The organism is Halorussus caseinilyticus, from assembly GCF_029338395.1.
Classification (GTDB): Archaea; Halobacteriota; Halobacteria; order Halobacteriales; family Haladaptataceae; genus Halorussus; species Halorussus caseinilyticus.
This window is the reverse complement of the sequence record NZ_CP119810.1, coordinates 232,384-250,567: the sequence shown is the minus strand read 5'-3', so window position 1 is coordinate 250,567 and position 18,184 is coordinate 232,384. Positions and strand designations below refer to the sequence as shown.

The following is an 18,184-nucleotide window of genomic DNA, read 5'->3' as shown; positions in this document are numbered from 1 at the left end:
GTCAGTCGCTCAGAGAGCGGAGATAGGCGTGCTTGCGGTCGTACTCCCGAATATCGGGGAGTTCGTCGGCCCCGAACCACGCGAGGTCCGCGACTTCCCCGTGGTCTGCGAGTTCGCCGTCGCCGAGTTCGTCGCCGCCGACCGGCCGCCCGGCGAACACCACGGTCGGAATCGGGAGGGTCTCCGGCGCGCCCAGTTCGAGCGCCATCGTCCTGACGAAGAGAACGTCGGTGAGTTCGCACTCGACGCCGGTCTCTTCGAGCGTCTCGCGCCGGGCGGTCTCGGCGGGCGTCTCGCCCGATTCGCCACCGCCGCCGGGGGTCTCCCACTCGTCACGCGCGGAACTGTAGACGCAGAGGAGTCGGTTCCTGTCGTCGGTGACTGTGGCACCCGCCGCGTACGGGTAGAACTCGTCTTCGAAGTCGTTGGCGGACGCGGGAAACCCGCCGTCGCGCTCCGAGAGCGGCGAGACCGTAAGCGCGTCGAGACGTTCGACCGGACCCCATCGTTCCTCGACGCCAGCGAGAACTGCGTCGGCACGGCGTCGAACCTCGTCTCGAACTGCACCGCGGTCGTGACTGTCCATAGCGTCCGTCGAACCGCCCGGCGTAAATAGTTCGCCAACCGCCGCGACCGACGCCAGCGTTACGTGCCGCCACTCCCTACCTGCGGGCATGTCCCGCGAAGTCACCCACGAGGCGACCGGCCCGCTCAAGTTAGACGAGAGCGATTTAGACGACGAGAAAGGCGACATCGCGGTGTGTCTCTGCGGTCTCTCGGAGGACTACCCCTTCTGTGACGGGTCCCACCGCGTCACCGAGGAGGAGAACGACGGCGCGCGCTACAAGTACGAGGGCGACGACCCCGAGGGCGAGCGCCGGGAAATCGAGGGGTTCGACTTCGCCGACGAGTAGTCGAGGGGTCGCTCGTCACCCGGTGAGGTCCCGGAGTCGTCCCGACAGGTCTCCGAGCGACACGGTGTCGGGGTTCGGTCCGTCGGCGTCGAGTTCGCGGAATCCGGTGCCGGTCAGCACCGCGACTACCTCGTCGTCCGCCGAGAGGTCGCCCGACGACGAGAGTCGCCGAATCCCCGCGAGCGTGGTCGCCGAGGCCGGTTCGACGCAGAACCCCGCTTGGCGTGCGAGGGTGGCCTTCGCGTCCAGAATCTCGTCGTCGGGGACCGACAGGACCGCGCCGCCGGTCGCGCGCGCCGCCGCGAGCGTCCGGGTTCCGCTCGGCGGGTCGGCGTTGGCGATGGAGTAAGCCGCGGTGTCTCCGGGGTCGCCGTCGGGTGTCACCTCGTCAGCGCCCTCGCGGAAGGCCGCCGCGATGGGGTCGCAGGCCGCCGTCTGCACGAAGTAGAGTCGCGGCAGGTCGTCGGCGAGCAGGTTTGCGGCCTGCAACTCGCGCAGGGCCTTCCACGTCGCGCTGGCGTGGCCGCCGCTACTGACCGGGAGGACGATTGCGTCCGGCGCGCGACCCGACGGGTCGCGCGCCTCGGCCGTGGTCTCCGCTTCCTTCTCGGTCGCGGCCCCCGACGCGAACGCCTCACAGACCTCCAGCGCCGTGGTCTTCTGGCCCGCGACTCGGAGCGGCGTGTCGGAGTTGACGAACTCGACCGGCGCGTCGGACGCGAGCGTCTCGCGGTAGAGTCGGCCGTAGTCGCCCGCGACCCGGAGGACGGTGGGGTCGTACCGGGCGATGGCCGCGAGTCGCTCGCCGGAGATGTCGTCGGGCACCAACACGACGGCGTTCGGGCCGTCGGCGACCCCGGCGGCGTTGGCGGCGACGCTCATCGCCATGTTCCCGTGCGAGACGGTTCCAATCCACTCGCGGCCCGCACTGGCGGCCCACGCCGCGCCGACCGCGCTCCCGCGGTCCTTGAAACTTCCCGTCGGGTTCTCGCTCTCGTCTTTCACCCAGAGTCGGCACCCCGCGTCGGCGTCGAGGGTCGGGACCCGGACGAGCGGGGTCGCGCCCGCGGCCGCGCCGACGCCCGCGGGCGCTCGCGGGTCTGCGCTCTCGCGCTCGCTTGCGCTCGCGCTCTCGGTCGCGCGCGAGTCCGAACGAGCGCGCGACCCGACCGGAAGGAGGTCGGCGTAGCGCCAGACGCCGGTTCCCGAGTCGGGCCACGCGAAGTCGGCCGCCGCGCCCTCCGTATCGAACCAGAGGGGTTCGCCGCACGCGCACCGCTTGCGGTCGGGGAACGCGGCCGTCGCGCCGCACCGGTAGCAGGTCAGCGGCGGAGCGGAGTCAATCATCCGTCGCTTCGTCGTAGGCGCTCCGGGCGCGTTCGACCCCCGAGGCTAGGTAGCCAGCGTCCACGCCGACGAGTTGGTAGTCGTAACCGTAGTCGACCCACCGGCGAATCTCGTCGTCGGTGGTCGCCAGCGTCCCGACCGGGGTGTTGGACGCGCGGGCCGCGTCGAGGACCGACTCGACCGCCTCGCGGAACTCGTCGGCGTCGTACTCGCCGAAGACGCCCAGCGACCCCGAGAGGTCTGCGGGACCGACGAGCAGAGCGTCGATACCTTCGACCGCGGCGATTTCGCGGGCGTTCTCGACCGCGCGCTCGGTCTCGACCTGCACTATCGTCACGAGGTCCGCGCCCGCGCGTTCGACCTGTTCGGCGAGGTCCCGGCCGTAGTCGTTGGCCCGCGACCCCGCGATTCCTCGGATTCCCTCGGGCGGGTAGCGCACGGCTTCGACGACTCGCCGGGCCTCGTCCGCCGATTCGACCATCGGCACCAAGACACCGGAAACGCCGGTGTCCAGCACGCGCTTGATTCGCACGGGGTCGTCGTCGGCCACGCGAGCGAGCGCGGCGGCGTCCCCTGCGGACTCGACTGCTCGGGCGACGTTCGCCACGCTTTCGAGGTCTGTCGGCGCGTGTTCGGTGTCTACGACCGCGAAGTCGGCGTCGCGGGCGCAGATTTCGGCGACTGCGGGGTGGCCGATGGAGAGCCAGTGGCCCACGACCGAGCCGCCGTCTCGAAGCCGTCGCTTGAACTCCGGGGTGTCGGTCATGTGAGAACCGTGGGCGGCGCGCGGCAAGTAGGTTCGGAGTGACGAAGCCGCCGACCCGTACCGAAAAAACCGAAAACCGAAAACCGAAATCGCGCTACTGCGCTCGGACGCTGGTCACGATGAAGGCGTAGCCAATCGTCGTGACCGCGTAGTTGATTGTCAACAGGAGTCTGCTCCGCGAGAACCCGGTGAAGAAGGCGCTGAAGGTGGTCGCCACCGCCGCGGCGACCACCACCGAGAACCCGACGGCGAGCAGGAACATCGACCGACTTCTGGTTTCGAGGTACGCGCGGCCCGCGAGACCGACGAGAGTGAGACCGGCGACTACGAGGGCGAGGCTCAAGACGACGTAGGCAACTTCCATCGGTTGCATTTCGCTACGTCCGAGTTATCACATGCTGGAGATTTAAACCCGGCCGGTCGTTATCAAGAGAGATAATCAGAACTGTCCGTCAGATGGTACAGTCCGAGCGCCGATAGTTTGTCGCTCAGTCGGTTGCACTCGGAATCTCACTCAGTCGGGAGCGCACGGGCCAGTTTCTCGACCGGATGGGCGGGTCGCTCGGCCTCCAGTTGCGACCGGCAGGACGCGCCGGGCGCGACCACCTCGTCGGCGTCCACTTGCGCGATTTGGTCCCGGAGGATGTCGCCGATGGACTGGGAGAGGTCGTAGTGTTCGGCGTGGTAGCCGAAGCTACCGGCCATGCCGCAACACCCCGAGTCGAGGGTGGCCACCTCGTAGCCCGCCCGCGAGAGGACCGCCGCGGCGTGGTCGTCGGTGCCCAGCGCCTTCTGGTTGCAGTGGCCGTGGTACGCGAGTCGCTGGTCGGGCGCGTCGAAGTCCACCGCGTCGTCGGCCCGCGTCAGGTCGAGGTACTCGCAGACGCCGTAGGCGTTCGCCGCGAGGCGGTCGGCCCCCGCCGAGTCCGGAAGAAGGTCCCGGTACTCGTCACGGACCATCGCGGCGTCGGAGGGTTCCGGGTAGACGACCGACCAGTCGTCGCGGACCCGCGGCGCGAACCGGGCGACGTTCGACGCGGCGCGCGAACGCGCCGCGTCGAGAAAGCCCTCGGAGTAGGACGGGCGTCCGCTCGGGTCGGCGTCGGGCACCCGGACGTGGACGCCCGCCGCTTCGAGGACCTGCACCGCGGCCCGGCCAGTCTCGGGGTAGACGTAGTTGGTGTAGGCGTCCGGAACGAGCAGTACCCTGTCGGCGGCCCCGGATTCGGGAATCCGGGGGCCGCCGCGGGCCTCGAACCACGCCGCGAACGACTGGCCCGCGAACTCCGGGAAGTCGCGTTCGCGCGCGACCCCGAGCGTCTTCTCGGCCAGCAGGCCCGCACCGGGGAGGTCCGCCAGCCAGTTCGAGACTGGCGCGAGCGCGGACCCCACCGCCGCGAGGCGGTCCGCCTCGGCGAAGAGGCGTTCGCGCAGGCCAGCGCCCTCTCGCCGGTGGTAGCGGTGCTTGACCTCGGCCTTGAGTTTGGCGAGGTCCACCCCGGTCGGGCAGTCGCTCTGACACCCCTTGCATCCGAGACAGAGGTCCAGCACCTCCTTCTGGAACCGCTCGGTGTACATCTCCTCGGGAGGGAGTTCGCCCGAAATCGCGGCCCGGAGCATGTTCGCCCGGCCCCGCGTCGTCGCCATCTCGTCGTCCATCCCCCGGTAGGACGGACACATCACCTCCGAGTCGGTCTGGCGGCAGGTGCCGCACCCGTTGCAGAGTTCCACGAGGTGCGAGAAGCCGCCCTCGTCGGCGAAGTCCTGCGTGGTCGCGGGTTCGAGCGACGAGTAGGCCGGGCCGTAGCGCAGGTTCTCGCGCATGTCCGTGGGGTCGTCCTCGCGGAAGACGACCTTCCCGGGGTTCATCCGCCAGTCGGGGTCGAACGCGGTCTTGAGTTCCTTGAAGGCGTCCCACAACTCGGGACCGTAGAGCTTCGGGTTGAACTGGGTCCGAGCGAGTCCGTCGCCGTGTTCGCCCGAGAACGACCCGCGGTGGTCCGACACCAGCGAGGTCACGTCCTCGGCGATGGACTGCATCTTCTCGACGCCTTTCGACTCTTTGAGGTTCAAAATCGGCCTGACGTGGAGGGTGCCGCTCCCGGCGTGAGCGAAGTACGCCGCCGAGGTGTCGTGGGCCTCCAGAACCCCCTCGAACCCCTGCACGTACTCGGCGAGTTCCGCGGGGGGAACCGAGGCGTCCTCGATGAAGGGGTAGGGCTTGGGGTCGCCCTCCATGCTCATCAACAGCGGAATCGCGGCCTTCCGGAGTTTCCAGAGCTTCGCCTGCGCGTCGGTGTCGTAGGCCTCCAGCACGTCGAACGCCGTGCCCGCGCGGACGAACTCGGCGTTGGTCTCGGCAATCGCGTCGGCCAAGTCGTCGCGGACCTCCGAGTCGAACTCCAGCATCAGCGCGGCCGCGGCGTCGTCGGGAATCGGGTCGGCGTACTCGGCGTACTCGGCCGAGTCGCGGGCCAACCGGAAGACCTCCTCGTCCATGAGTTCGACCGCGCTCGGGTCGTAGTCGAGCGCCACCGGCACCGCCTCCATCGCCGACAGCAGGTCCGGAAAGCAGTAGAGCGCCACCGCGGTCCGGTCGGGTTTCGACACCAGCGAGAGGGTCGCCTCGGTCACGACGCCGAGCGTCCCCTCCGCGCCGACGAACAGCTTAGCGAGATTTACGCATTCGTTGCCGTTTTCGTTTACGTAAACGCACTCGTGGAGGTTGTAGCCCGACACCGACCGCTTGAGGTTCGGGTACTTGGCTTCGATTTCCTCGGCGTTGTCCTCGACCAGTCCGCGGACCGTCCGGTAAAGGTCGGCCTCCCGGCCGTCGTCCCCGACAATCTCGTCCCACTCGGGACCGTCGAGTTCGACCTCGCGGGCGCGAATCCGACTTCCGTCGGCGAGGACCGCCTCGCACTCCTCGACGTAGGCGTCGGTGATGCCGTACCGGACCGAGTGCGCGCCCGTCGAGTTGTTGCCGATGCCGCCCCCGACCGTCGCGCGGTTCGAGGACGCGGGGTCGGGCGCGAACTTCAGCCCCCACTCTTCGAGGTGGGCGTCCAAGTGGTCCTGCACGACGCCGGGTTGGACCGTCGCGCGCTTCGCCTCGGGGTCCACGTCGAGAATCCCGTCCAAATGGCGCGACAGGTCGAGGACGATGCACTCCGGTCCGACCGACTGGCCCGCGAGCGACGACCCCGCCCCGCGGGGCAGGACCGGCGCGTCGTGGTCGGCGGCGACCGCTACCGCGGCCTGCACGTCTCCCGCGCCGGTCGGGAAGACGACGCCCGCGGGACGGGCCTCGTAGATGCTCCCGTCGGTCGCGTACAGAATCTGGCTGTACTCGTCGAACCGGACTTCGCCCTCGCACGCCCGCCGGAGGTCGGCCGCGAGGTCGGCGTGGGCCGGGTCGTCCGGCGCGTCGATACCGAGCGACTCCCGGTAGTCCTCGAAGTCGGAAGCGTCTGCGGGGGGAGAAGACATGGTACGCCATGCCACGCCAACGCCCATAAATTGGGGGTTCGGTTGCGGGCGACGGTCCCGACTGAACGGAGCCACCTCGGACGGGCGCACGACACCTACCTCGCACGACGCCCGTCTCGAAAAGTCCTGCCCGCTCGCGCGACTGCGCGAGCGGGCGAGACCGTCACCTCGCGTCGAGTGGTTCTCGCGTCGGATGGCCAGCGGTCGCGCGTCGAACGGTCGTCAACGACCGTTCGACGCGCGGGAGAGGTTGAGAAATATTTGCTTTGGAACTGTATACATTTCTTTTAGAACGAATATCCTTTCTCAGCCGCGGTCTCGAACGGTCCGCGACGGGCACAGTTCCGTCTCCGAAAATGAATACGTAAACGAATACGTAAACGAAAACGAATCCGCGAGCGCCCGCCGCCGCGACTATAGGACTACGCTAAATCAGTCGTCCGACCGGCAGGAGGCGTGTAACAAAGACCGACGCGGCAGAACGGTGGGCCATGGCAGTACGAAACGGCGACCTCACCGAAAAATGGTACGAGTACGTGTACCGCGACCGCGACGAGTCGGTGCGCCGGTTCGTGGACAACTATCCCGACGAGCGCGCGCTGTCGGTCAGTTGCGACCGGTTCGGCCACGACTACCGATTCGTCCGGCCGTTGCTGTCGAACCCCGACGAGGCCCTGCGTGCGGGAAAGGCCGCACTCTCGCGGTTCCTCGCCTCCGAGACCGACCGCGAACTACAGGACGTGTACCTCCGAGTCAGCGACCTTCCCGCCAAGAGCGAAGTGTCGCTGGCCGACCTGCGAGCGACCCACCTCAACGGGCTCTACACGACTCGGGGCGTCGTCGCCGACACCGGACCGTCCCGCCCGAAGGTCGTGCGCGCGGCGTTCCGGTGTGCGAAGTGCGAGGATGTCACCCGTCACGTCCCCCAGACAGGCCGGGAGTTCCGGAGTCACGCCAAGTGCCCGCGGTGCAGTTCCGTGGGCTACCTCTCTTTCGAACCAGAGGCCAGCGAGTACGTAGACGCCCAAGAGGTGCGCGTGCGGGACCCGACCGGTTCCGACGAGATGCCCCTCTTGCTCGAACATGACCTGACCGGAACAGTGTCGGACGGCGACGAAATGAGAATCGTTGGCATTCCCCGAGCGAGCCGGACCGACGACTCTGCGGTAACCGACATGTGGGTCGAGTCGGTGAGTATGGAATGCTTAACGGACTCGAACCGATAACGTCGGACGATTCCACTATCTTTCACTTGTGACACTTTTTCGGCTTCGAAACGGCCACCATCCTTTTGCCGATACGAAGATTTTAGTCTAAAAGGGGAGAAGATGTACGACCTGACAGGCTTCCAGAGAGACTTGCTGTACGTCATCGCGGGGCTAGACGAACCGCACGGTCTCGCCATCAAAGACGAACTCGAATCGTACTACGAAAAAGAGATTCACCACGGCCGACTCTACCCGAACCTCGACACCTTGGTTGACAAAGGCTTCGTGGAAAAGGGCCAGCGCGACCGCCGGACCAACTACTACACGCTGACTCGGCGGGGCACCCGCGAAATCGAGGCCCGCCGCGAATGGGAGTCACAGTACGTGGACCTCCCGCAGGAAGCGACCGCGTAGTCCGTCCGCGGACCGCGACCCCCGGTTTCGGAGGCACTCATGGGTGCGACGGCGCGAGCGTCGCACCGACGACCGCGGCGTCGAGCGACTGTACCAACCGAATCACGGAGTTCGACGCGCCGACGACGTACTCGTCGCCCGACTCTTCGACCACCCCGAGGTCCACTAACTTCTCGACGTGTAGCCAGACGCGCTTGCGAGAGACGCCGGTCAGGAGATGCACGTCCTCTTGGGTGAGCGACTGGCCGGGGTCGGCCTCCAAAAGCGCGTCGAGCATCAGGCGCACCGATTCGAGACGTGCGAGGTACTCCAGTCCCGTCTCGTCGTCCGGCGCGCCGGTCGCTTCGACCGCCGCCGAGAGTTCGCCCGCCGCGTGGTAGACGATTGCGTGGTCGTTGATGCGATACGCGCCCTCGTCGGCGACCAACACGCCGAGCGAGATGAGCGCGTCGATGGCTTCCTCGACGGCGCTCTCGTCTAAGTCCGAGCGAGACGCGAGGTCGTCCACGCCGTAGCGAGCGTCGGTGTCGGCGTCGAGCAACGCCACGAGGAGCGTCCGAACCGATTCTTCGCCGGTCAGCCAGAGCCACCCGCTCGGGTAGGTCCGGCGGGCCTCGGCGGGGTCGCCGCCTTCTACGAGGTCCCACATCTCCTCCTCGGTGTCGCTCGTTCGTAACTGGGCGTCGTCGGTCGTGGGGAGGGTCATTACGTTTGGGGTGTCCCGGCGACGATAAAAAGCTACCGCGCTCGGCGGACGCCGGGGGAGTCCCGAATCGTCACTCGGGCCGAGTCGTCTCGCAATCGACGCACCACCCGCATCCACCGGTCTCGCAGAGCCGCGAGTACATCCCGCGAAGGGCCGCCTCCGCGGTATCCGGCAGGACGTGAAACTCCACGCACCCCGAGCGAATCACGACTCGGAAGGCCGTCGAGTGGCACTCGTCGTGGACCAGATACACCGGTGCTGGGAGTTCGAACCAGTCACCGTACGTGTACCGGTCACCGTCCAAGACGCGCTCTACCAGCGCGGATAGCTCTCGCTCGGGCACCTCCGAATCGGGCGAGAGGCGGAAGACCGTTCCACCCTCGTACTCCACGCCGCCGTCGCGCGGGTAGACGCGCTCGGGGCGACGCGGGATGTCGAACGTCGGCGCGTCGTCGCTCACGACCCGTGGTACGTCGCCATCGCTTATCAATCTCCGCGAATAATGTCAAATATGGTACTTTTCTGGGAGTAGCGCGCCATTCCGTTTTCGAAATCGTTTGCGTTTTCGTTTACGAATTCGTTTACCATCTGGACGTGCTGGCGTCCCGAGGAGAGCGTTCAGACTCGAAAACGGAATCGGAAATGATTCTGTAAACGATTTCGAAAACGCCGATTGACAGCCGATTCAGACGTTTCGACGGGCGTACTCGCCGGATGCTTCCGCGAGCAGGTCGAGGTACTCCGGGGACGCCTCGCGCAGGCCGAGTCGAACCGCGAGGCGGACGATTTCGCTCCGGTCGAGCGACGACGTGTCGATTTCGCGGCCGAGTTCGCCCTGAAGCGAGGTGCCGACCGCTTCGAGGTCCTCTTGTCGGTCGTCCAAGGTGGTCAGGAGCGCCGTCACCGACTCGTCGCGCGCCGCGAACGTCTTGGCTTGCTCGCCCGAGTCGATGGCACCGAGTGCGTCCACGAGGTCCTCCACCAAGTCGTCGGTTCCCTCCTCGACTCCGGCGGATTCGGCGAGACGGTCGGTGCGCTGGGTCTGCTGGCGGAGTTCTTCGAGTTCGGGGTCGCTCACGCCGTCTCACCTCCTGCGGGAGCCGCCCGCTCGGAGCGTTCGAGTCGCTCGACCAGCGTCTCGGCGTTATCTAGGAATGCTTCGCGTGCGCGTTGGGCCGTGGTCGATGGCTCTTCGAGTGCGAACGCGGTCCGGCCCGACTCGGCGGCGTTCCGGATGTCCTGACTGACCGGGACGTGCGAGGAGACGAACGCTTCGGGGTAGGCCTCCTCGAAAGCGTCTAAGTACTCCTCGGCGAGTTTCGTCCGGGTATCGACCTTGTTCGGGAGGACCATGGCGAGTTCCACGTCCACGTCGAAGTTCGCGCCGATTTTGTCGAGGTCCGCGCGGAGTGCCTCGGCCTGTTCGGACTCGAACGGTCCCATCTCGACGGGCGCGATGACGTTCCGGGCGGCCCAGAGACCGTTGTAGCTGACGTTGTTCGTCAGGCCCGGCAGGTCGATGAGTACGGCATCGTAGCCCAGCGGTTCGACGTACTCGTCGAGGAACGTGTCGAGTCGGGAGTAGCGGTCGTGGGCGTCGTCGATGTTGCCGAGTTCGGCGTCGAGACTGTCGAGACCCGGATGGGCCGGAATCAGGTCCACGCCCTCGTCGGTTTCGAGAATCAGGTCTTCGACCGCCGCGTCACCCAACTTGTCGGCGATGGCGCTCCACTGGTCCTGAAATACCGTCGAGATGTTCGGCCAGTCGTCGTCCGCCGCGATTTGGCGCTCTACGGTCTCCCACCGGCCGAAGTGCTTCACGAGGTCGCCCTGCTTGCCCGCGAGGTCGATGAGCAACACGTCGTTTCCCCGTTCGGCCAGCGCCACCCCGAGGTGGGCCGCCGTGGTCGTCTTGCCCGTACCGCCCTTGTCGAGGAAGGTACAGGCCCGGATGGACCGAGACATAGTTTACGTTTGCGCAAACGCAAACGTAGTACTTAATCCTTCGTCAGACGCGTGTGACGAGAACGACATTTACGATGGCGTTTACGGTATCGTTTCCGTTTTCGTTTCTGTTTCCGAACCCGCGTCGGGACGATAGCCGGAATCGCTAACGGACAGGAGTTCGAAAGGACGGTCATGGACCTGATGTTTCTCGTCGCGGTAGCAATCCTTCTCGCGGGCGTCGTCGGAAGCGTGGTACCGCTGGTTCCCGGCGCGGGCCTGTCGCTGGCCGGAATCTACCTCTACTGGTGGTCCACCGGGTACGCGGCCCCCGGACTCTGGGCGCTGGTCGCGTTCACGCTGGTCGGACTCGCCGCCGTCGTCGCCGACCAGTTCGGCGGTGCGCTCGCGGCGGGCGCGGGCGGCGCGTCCACGAAGACGGTGGCGCTGGCGACTGTCGTCAGCATCCCGCTCCTGTTCGTCGCCGGGCCGGTCGGACTCGTCGTCGGCGTGGCGGTGACGGTGTTCGCGGCGGAGTTCTACCGGACGCAGGACGCGGGTCGCGGCGCGCGAGCCGGAGCGTTCGCGGCAGTCGGCGTCCTCGGGTCGGCGCTCGTCCAGTTGGTCGTCACCCTCTCGCTACTCGTCGGATTCGTGGTCGTCGCGCTCTAACCTTTTTGTCCGACCGCGAAGTAGTAGGAGTACCATGCGAACGCACGCCGCGCTTCTCGTCGGGGCGATGGTCCTGTTAGGGGGTTGCATCGGCGGGGTAGGCGGAACGACTTCGGACGACGCGAGTAGACAGACCGACTCGCCGACGCCACCGACGACGACGGACGTAGAGCGAACGGTCAACGCGACGTTCGTGGTCGAGGACGGCGAGAACGTCACGGTCGAACTCGAAGTCGCCAACGAACGCGAAGAGCGCCGGACGGGACTGATGCACCGCGAGTCCCTCGCCAACGACACCGGGATGGTCTTCGTCTACGAGAGTGCCCAACCGGTCTCGTTCTGGATGAAGAACACCCTGATTCCGCTCGACATGATATTCGTCGGTCCCGACCGTACCGTGTTGAACGTCCAACACGCGAGTCCACAACCCAACGCCACGTCAGGCGAACTGAAGACGTACCCGAGCGACGGCGAGGCGAAGTACGTCGTGGAACTCCCGCGCGGGTTCGCCAACCGGACCGGCGTCGGTTCGGGGACGAAACTCGTCTTCGAGGGCGCGCCGCCGACCGTGGAGTCCGACGGGTAATCGCGCGAGGGATGGAACACAAAGCATTTATGAGGTGCGTGTGACCCAAAAGATACCTCGGGTAGGGGTACGCGAGGTATATTCTTTCGACGCAACCGGGTAGCTATCGGTGTATTCGAAGCGTCGGCGGCGGTCTATCCCCGAACCGTCGTCGTATTCGTATTCGTTTACGATTTCGAAAACGTAAACGAACCGAGCGATTCCGCCACGAGGACGACCACCGGCGCGAGGGTCGGACGAGGACGGCCCGCCGCTGGCGGAGACGCCGGAGTTCGGCGTGGCCGGAACGCGGCGTCGTCCCGGCCCCGTACACTTTCGGCGCTGGACGGCGTTGCTTCGGTGGGTTTCCTCGATGGAGTGGCATGCCGAACCACCGAGCGAGGTGTACGACGCCCTCGACACCGACGAGTCCGGACTGACCGACGACGAGGTCCGCAAGCGCCGCGAGAAGTACGGCCCGAACGAGATTCACGACGAACACCGGGTGTCGGTCCTCGGACTGTTCGTCTCGCAGTTTCGCAACTGGTTGACCTATCTGCTCGTCGTCGCGGCTCTTCTCTCGCTCGGCGTGGGGTTCCTGCCGGGTCAGTCCCCCGAGTACGCGGAGGCCGCGCTCATCTTCGGCATTCTACTCGCCAACGGCGCGTTCGGGTTCGCGCAGGACTACCGGACCGAGAAGTCGATTCAGGCGCTCCGGTCGCTCTCGACGCCGGACGCGACGGTTCTGCGCGGCGGCGAGAAGCGAACCGTGGACGCCAGCGAGGTGGTCCCCGGCGACGTGTTCTTCGTGGCGCAGGGCGACGTGGTTCCGGCCGACGGGCGACTCGTGGACGCCCAGAGTCTCGCCACCGACGAGTCGGCGCTGACCGGCGAGAGCGCGAGCGTCGAGAAGAGTACCGAAGCGGTCGATTCTGACGCACCACCGGCCGACCGGGAGGGGATGGTCTTCATGAACACCCACGCGGTGCAGGGGCGGGGGACGGCCGTCGCGGTGGCGACGGGCATGGACACCGAAGTCGGGGCCATCGCCGAGCAACTGGGCGAGACCGAAGAGCCACCGACGCCGTTTCAGGAGGAGGTAGACGCGCTCGGCAGGAGAATCGCGGGGCTGACGCTGGCGATAATCGGCTTCGTCGCGGCGGTCCAACTACTGCTCACCGACACGTCGACCATCTCGGTCCTGTTGGTCGCGGTGACGCTGGCCGTCGCCGCCGTGCCCGAGGGGTTGCCCGCGGTGGTGACGCTGACGCTGGCGCTCGGGTCCCGGCGACTTCTCCGGCGGAACGCGCTGGTACGGCGACTGCCGGTGGTCGAGAGCCTCGGGGCCGTGGACACCATAGTCACCGACAAGACGGGAACGCTGACCGAGAACGAGATGACGGTCCGGCGGGCCTACGCGGGCGGCGAAACCTACGAACTCCCGCCGGGCGAGCGAGAGGGCGAGAGCGCCGCGGCGCTCGCGGACGGTTCGACCCCCGCCGCGCTCACGACCCTGCTTCGGACCGGCGCGATTTGCAACGACGCCGAGCGCGGACCCGACGGCTACCGCGGCGACCCGACCGAGGTGGCGCTTCTCCGGGCGGCCGAGGACGCCGGACTCGACTGGCCCCGCGAACGACTCCGGGAAGTGCCGTTCTCCGCGGAGCGAAAGCGCATGACGGTCGTCGCACCGGGCGCGAGCGAGGGCGTAAACGATAGCGAAAACGTAAACAGAATCGGAAACGAATCCGATAGCGAAAACGTAAACGGAATCGGGAACGCCGTCGGAGACGGCGTTCCCACGGCGTACGTCAAGGGCGCGCCCGAGGTGGTGCTGGACCGGTGTGACGCGGTGCTGGAAGACGGCGAGTCGGTGAGTCTGACCGACGAGCGCCGGGCCGAGGTACTCGACGTGACCGACGCGTTCGCCGAGGACGCGCTTCGAGTGCTGGGGTTCGCCTACCGGGAGAGCGTCGATACCGAGGCCAGCGACGGCGAGTTGGAGCGCGGACTGACGTTCGTCGGCTTGCAGGGGTTGATGGACCCGCCCAGACCCGAGGTGGCCGACGCGGTGGCCGACTGCCGACGGGCGGGCATCCGGACGGTGATGGCGACCGGTGACAACTTGGAGACGGCGAAGGCAATCGGCACGGAGTTGGGATTCGACCCCGAGGGCGCGCTGACCGGTCCCGAGATAGAGACGCTTTCCGACGGGGAGTTGGCCGAGCGCGTCGGCGACGTGGAGGTGTTCGCGCGGGTCTCGCCAGCTCACAAGGTCGAGATTCTGGAGGCGTTGCAGGGCAACGACCACACGGTGGCGATGACCGGCGACGGGGTGAACGACGCGCCCGCGCTCAAGCGGGCCGACGTGGGCGTGGCGATGGGCCAGCGAGGAACCGACGTGGCCCGGACCGCCTCGGACGTAGTGCTTCGGGACGACAACTTCACCACGATTCGGGACGCGGTGGCCGAGGGACGGGGCGTCTTCGACAACGTTCGGAAGTTCGTCAACTACCTGCTGTCGGCCAACGCGGGCGAAGTGCTGGTGGTGTTCTTCGGCGCGCTGGTCGGGACCGCGCTGTTCCCCGAGACGTTCGGTGCCGCCGAACAAGCGGTGGTGCTGACGCCGGTCATGCTCCTGTGGGTCAACCTCGTCACCGACGGCCTGCCAGCGCTGGCGCTCGGGGCCGACCCCAAGTCCGGCGACGTGATGGCCCGCCCGCCGCGCGAGGCGTCCGAGCGCGTGGTGAATCGCCGGGTGTTGGCATCGGTCGGCGCTATCGGCGTCCTGATGACCGTGACCGGACTGGGCGTGTTCTTCTACGGTCTCGGTCGCTCGACGCTGGTCGTCGCTCAGACCGCGCTGTTCACGTTCCTCGTCGCCATCGAGATGGTTCGAATCCAGCTCATCCGGTCGCGCTACCGACTGTCGGTCTGGTCGAACCCGTGGTTGCTGGCCGCAATCGGCGTAACGCTGGCGCTCCAGTTGGTCGTGCTGTACACGCCGCTTCGGGTCCCGTTCGGCGTCGTCTCGCTCGGAGCGACCGAGTGGTCGTGGATTGGTGGCGGGTTCGGGGCGTTCGTGGCGCTGGCGCTGGCCGCGCGGGTCGTCCTCGAACGCGTCGTCGGCGAGTAGCACCGGAGACGGCGACTTAGGGGGAACGCTTACCGGTCGGTCTACCGAAACGAGTCGCGTGCCGGTCACACCGAGGTCGGTCGTGGCGGTACTGGTGGGCGGGGTCTCGCTCTACTTGCTGTTGGTCAGCACGCGCGTCACGGTCCAGCGACTCGTCAACGTCGCGCAGGGCTACGGGGTCTCGGAGTCGGTCATCGGACTGACCGTGGTCGCGGTCGGGACGAGTCTGCCCGAAATCTCCGCGAACGCCACCGCCTCCGTCGGGATTCTCACGGGCGCGCTCGACGCCGGAGTCGCGTCGGCGACGGTACTGGGCGGAAGCATCGGGTCGTCGGTGGTCCAGCAGACGCTACTGGTCGGCGTGTTCCTCTTCGCGGCGGGGGAGGTGACGCTCTCGCGGTCGTTCGTCCGGTCGAGTTACGTGCCGATGATGCTGTCGGCGGCGCTGGTGCTGGCGCTCTCGGCCGACGGCGAAATCGCCAGACTCGACGGTCTCCTGCTGGTCGGGGCGTTTCTGGTCTACCTCTACTACACCTACGACCGGCGCGAGCGGGCGACGGTCCCCGAGGGACTGGAGGTCCGGAACGTCGGCGTGCGGACCGACGCCGCAATCGCGCTCGGCGGACTCGCGGTCGTGTTGGCGAGCGCCTACCTCGTGCTATCGGCGCTCGAAGTCCTCGTGGCGTCCCTCGACCTCGGCGGGTCGCTCGTCGGCATCGCTACCCTCGGCGTCGGGACGGCGCTCCCGGAACTCTCGACGGTCGGTGAGTCCATCCGCCGGAAGCGACCGACGCTCGCGCTCGGGACGCTGGTCGGGAGCAACGTGGTCAACCTGCTGGTCGCGGTGGGTCTCGGGGGCGTGATTTCCGGTTACAGCGTGCCCGACGCGGTACTCTACTGGGACCTTCCGGTGATGCTCGCTATCGGCGTCGGCGCGTTCATCTACGTCACCCGCGTCACCGACGGCGAACTCAACCGACGGGACGCCAGCACCTTCGTCGTGGCCTACTTCGGGTTCGTGGCCGGACACCTTCTGCTGTTTCCTTCGAGCTGAAATATCGTTCCTTTAGAATTTTTAACCAATATATAAGATATATTTCGTTATATTTCGGCCATCTATAGCTATCTTTAGCTGAAGCGACCCCGCGGGCGCGCGCCGCGGCGGACCACGAGCGAACGCCCTGCCGAACACATCACCCCCGGCGGCGACTCGTAGTGAGCGAACGGACCGGCTTCCGAGAGCCGGTACTTGCGATTCCGTTTACGTTTATGTTTTAGTTTACGTCTCCGTTTACGTTCCCGATTACGTTTCCGTTTACGCACTTCGTTCTTCGCCGACGGTAGCCGGTGAAGAAAACTTATCAGACGGGAGCGAATCGGTCGAACCGATGGACGGACGCGAGCGCGACTCTCACGACCCCGAGCGGGCCGAACGACTCCGCGAGGAGGCCCGCGAGCGGTGGGGCCGGGCCGACGACGACGCGGACGCAGTTGCCGCGAGACTCGACAGCGACGACCCGGCGGTCCGCGCCGAGGCGGTGTGGACACTCGCGGAACTCGCGGCCGACGACCCCGACCGGTCGCGGCGACTCCCGGTCGAGTCCAAACTCGCGCCGCTGTTGAACGACGACGACCAGTGGGTCCGGCGGGGCGCGTCGTGGGCTGTGGCGACCATCGCCGACGAACACCCACACCGCGCCCACGCCGCGCTCCCGGCCGTCACCGAGAGTCTGGCCGACGAGGACCCGCTGGTCCGTGAGAACGGCGTCCTCGCGCTCTCGAACGTCGCCGAGGAGTACCCCCGCGCCGTCGAACCGGCGCTGAGCAAACTCGCCGCCCTCGTCGCCGACGAGGACGGACTCGCGCGGCGGTACGCCGTCGAGACGCTCCGGCGACTCGTCGTCCGACTCGACGAGGGAGGCTTCCCCGAGACCGTCGAGGCCACGCCCGAAATCGCCGAGATGCTTCGCGGCGAGGGCGACGTGGTGGCGGTGTCCGACGACGCGGACGACGGCCGACTCATCCGGATTCGCGGCGGCGGGGCCGACGACGAGTCGGCGGACGACGACGACGAGAGCGACGGGACCGACGGCACCGACGAGTCGCTCGGCCCGCCCGACCGGATTCCCGCAGTGCCGGAAATCGACGGCGACCGAGAGACCTTCGAACGCCTCGCGGACCTCGGCACCGACCCCCTCACGACTGCGACGAAGGCCCGCGCGCCGTCGTCGGAGGGCGGCCAGCACGTCGTGGTCGTCGTCCGGACGCTCAGACCCGACAGCGGCGTTGACCCCTCGCGTTTCGAGACGGCGCTCCGGTCGTGGGTGGGCGTGGACGACCACGCGCACGTCGCGCCCGTCCTCGCGCGCGGGACCGACCCTCGGCCGTGGTTCGCCAGCGAGTTCATGGACGCCGGAAGCCTCCGGAAGGCCGTCGGGTCTGTCGGGTTCGACCGCGCGGTGTGGTACGCCCACTGCCTCGCGGCGACGATGTGTCACGCCCACGCCCGCGGGGTTGTCCACGGCGCGCTACGACCCGGTGCGGTGGGTCTCTCTCGCACCTTCGGTGCGTGGCCGGTCCCGAAAGTCGGTGACTGGGCGTTCGGCGACCTGTTCGCGGACGCCACGACCCCGCCGGTGCCACCGGCCTACGCCGCGCCCGAACACCTCGCGCCCGAGACGTTCGGCCGCCCGGACCCCGCGACGGACGTGTACCAACTCGGCGCGCTCTGCTACGCGCTGTTCGCCGGTCGGCCGCCGTTCACCGGCGACCCCGCCGACATCGCCCGGAAGGTCCAAAACGAGGACCCCGAACCGCCGAGCGCGCACGCCGAGGGCGTGCCCGAGGCGATAGACCGGTTGGTGGGCCGGGCGCTCCGGACCGAGAAGCCCGCCCGGTTCGAGACGGCCGAGGACTTCCGCCGGGAGTTGGAAATCCTCGCGCGGGACCTGTCGCTCTCCTACGAGTTGTAGCACTCGCTCGCCGGGAGCGTTCTCACTGCGGTTGCGGTCCGGCGGGGACGC

17 protein-coding genes are annotated in these 18,184 nt (G+C 67.4%); 8 read left to right on the top strand and 9 right to left on the bottom strand.

Translation table 11 applies throughout. The features are described 5' to 3' along the window. Position 1: 1 nt before the first annotated feature. Positions 2 to 586, bottom strand: coding sequence for an NUDIX hydrolase (locus P2T60_RS18720; protein ID WP_276282275.1), 585 nt, complete (start codon positions 584 to 586; stop codon positions 2 to 4). Positions 587 to 674: 88 nt separating this feature from the next. On the opposite strand from P2T60_RS18720, the gene P2T60_RS18715 reads away from it, so the two are divergent. Further along, entirely contained in the window at positions 675 to 914 is a 240-nt protein-coding gene (locus P2T60_RS18715; RefSeq protein ID WP_276282274.1) for a CDGSH iron-sulfur domain-containing protein, read from the top strand. A 15-nt stretch (positions 915 to 929) separates the two neighbouring features. Here the strand turns inward: P2T60_RS18715 and P2T60_RS18710 are convergent, their stop codons facing one another. The 4 genes from P2T60_RS18710 to P2T60_RS18695 all read right to left on the bottom strand — a co-directional run bounded on the left by P2T60_RS18710 (position 930) and on the right by P2T60_RS18695 (position 6,516). Next, positions 930 to 2,261, bottom strand: a complete 1,332-nt coding sequence (locus P2T60_RS18710) for a threonine synthase (RefSeq protein WP_276282273.1) — start codon at positions 2,259 to 2,261, stop codon at positions 930 to 932. Continuing rightward, a complete protein-coding gene (locus P2T60_RS18705) occupies positions 2,254 to 3,027 on the bottom strand; it encodes an HpcH/HpaI aldolase family protein (protein ID WP_276282272.1) in 774 nt (257 codons plus the stop codon). The genes P2T60_RS18710 and P2T60_RS18705 overlap by 8 nt, the downstream gene beginning before the upstream one ends. 94 nt (positions 3,028 to 3,121) lie before the next feature. Continuing rightward, positions 3,122 to 3,400: a DUF7521 family protein gene (locus tag P2T60_RS18700; RefSeq protein ID WP_276282271.1), complete on the bottom strand. Its 279-nt coding sequence runs from the start codon at positions 3,398 to 3,400 to the stop codon at positions 3,122 to 3,124. 137 nt (positions 3,401 to 3,537) lie between these two features. Further along, entirely contained in the window at positions 3,538 to 6,516 is a 2,979-nt protein-coding gene (locus tag P2T60_RS18695; RefSeq protein ID WP_276282270.1) for an FAD-binding and (Fe-S)-binding domain-containing protein, read from the bottom strand. Between the two features lie 491 nt (positions 6,517 to 7,007). Here P2T60_RS18695 and P2T60_RS18690 point away from each other — a divergent pair, with 491 nt between their 5' ends. After that, complete coding sequence (locus tag P2T60_RS18690) at positions 7,008 to 7,742, top strand: minichromosome maintenance protein MCM (protein ID WP_276282269.1); 735 nt, start codon at positions 7,008 to 7,010, stop codon at positions 7,740 to 7,742. A 102-nt stretch (positions 7,743 to 7,844) separates the two neighbouring features. Next, positions 7,845 to 8,138, top strand: coding sequence for a PadR family transcriptional regulator (locus P2T60_RS18685; protein ID WP_137286217.1), 294 nt, complete (start codon positions 7,845 to 7,847; stop codon positions 8,136 to 8,138). A 37-nt stretch (positions 8,139 to 8,175) separates the two neighbouring features. Here the strand turns inward: P2T60_RS18685 and P2T60_RS18680 are convergent, their stop codons facing one another. The 4 genes from P2T60_RS18680 to P2T60_RS18665 all read right to left on the bottom strand — a co-directional run bounded on the left by P2T60_RS18680 (position 8,176) and on the right by P2T60_RS18665 (position 10,809). Next, on the bottom strand, positions 8,176 to 8,844 hold the full coding sequence (locus P2T60_RS18680; protein WP_276282268.1) for a hypothetical protein: 669 nt from the start codon (positions 8,842 to 8,844) through the stop codon (positions 8,176 to 8,178). A 70-nt stretch (positions 8,845 to 8,914) separates the two neighbouring features. Then, positions 8,915 to 9,304 carry a hypothetical protein gene (locus tag P2T60_RS18675; protein WP_276282267.1) on the bottom strand — a complete coding sequence of 130 codons (390 nt, stop codon included), beginning with the start codon at positions 9,302 to 9,304 and terminating at the stop codon, positions 8,915 to 8,917. Positions 9,305 to 9,529: 225 nt separating this feature from the next. Then, entirely contained in the window at positions 9,530 to 9,922 is a 393-nt protein-coding gene (locus tag P2T60_RS18670) for a DUF8115 family protein (protein WP_276282266.1), read from the bottom strand. Continuing rightward, complete coding sequence (locus P2T60_RS18665) at positions 9,919 to 10,809, bottom strand: ParA family protein (protein WP_276282265.1); 891 nt, start codon at positions 10,807 to 10,809, stop codon at positions 9,919 to 9,921. Before P2T60_RS18665 ends, P2T60_RS18670 begins: the two co-directional genes overlap by 4 nt. Positions 10,810 to 10,983: 174 nt before the next feature. On the opposite strand from P2T60_RS18665, the gene P2T60_RS18660 reads away from it, so the two are divergent. The 5 genes from P2T60_RS18660 (at position 10,984) to P2T60_RS18640 (ending at position 18,133) form a co-directional block, all read left to right on the top strand. Beyond that, positions 10,984 to 11,460, top strand: a complete 477-nt coding sequence (locus P2T60_RS18660) for a DUF456 domain-containing protein (protein WP_276282264.1) — start codon at positions 10,984 to 10,986, stop codon at positions 11,458 to 11,460. A 34-nt stretch (positions 11,461 to 11,494) separates the two neighbouring features. Beyond that, on the top strand, positions 11,495 to 12,046 hold the full coding sequence (locus tag P2T60_RS18655) for a DUF192 domain-containing protein (RefSeq protein ID WP_276282263.1): 552 nt from the start codon (positions 11,495 to 11,497) through the stop codon (positions 12,044 to 12,046). Between the two features lie 352 nt (positions 12,047 to 12,398). Further along, a complete protein-coding gene (locus P2T60_RS18650; RefSeq protein WP_276282262.1) occupies positions 12,399 to 15,161 on the top strand; it encodes a cation-translocating P-type ATPase in 2,763 nt (920 codons plus the stop codon). Between the two features lie 82 nt (positions 15,162 to 15,243). Further along, positions 15,244 to 16,215, top strand: coding sequence for a sodium:calcium antiporter (locus P2T60_RS18645; protein WP_276282261.1), 972 nt, complete (start codon positions 15,244 to 15,246; stop codon positions 16,213 to 16,215). Between the two features lie 334 nt (positions 16,216 to 16,549). Continuing rightward, positions 16,550 to 18,133 (top strand): HEAT repeat domain-containing protein, encoded by a 1,584-nt coding sequence (locus P2T60_RS18640; RefSeq protein WP_276282260.1) that lies wholly within the window; start codon positions 16,550 to 16,552, stop codon positions 18,131 to 18,133. The last annotated feature ends 51 nt before the right edge of the window (positions 18,134 to 18,184 follow it).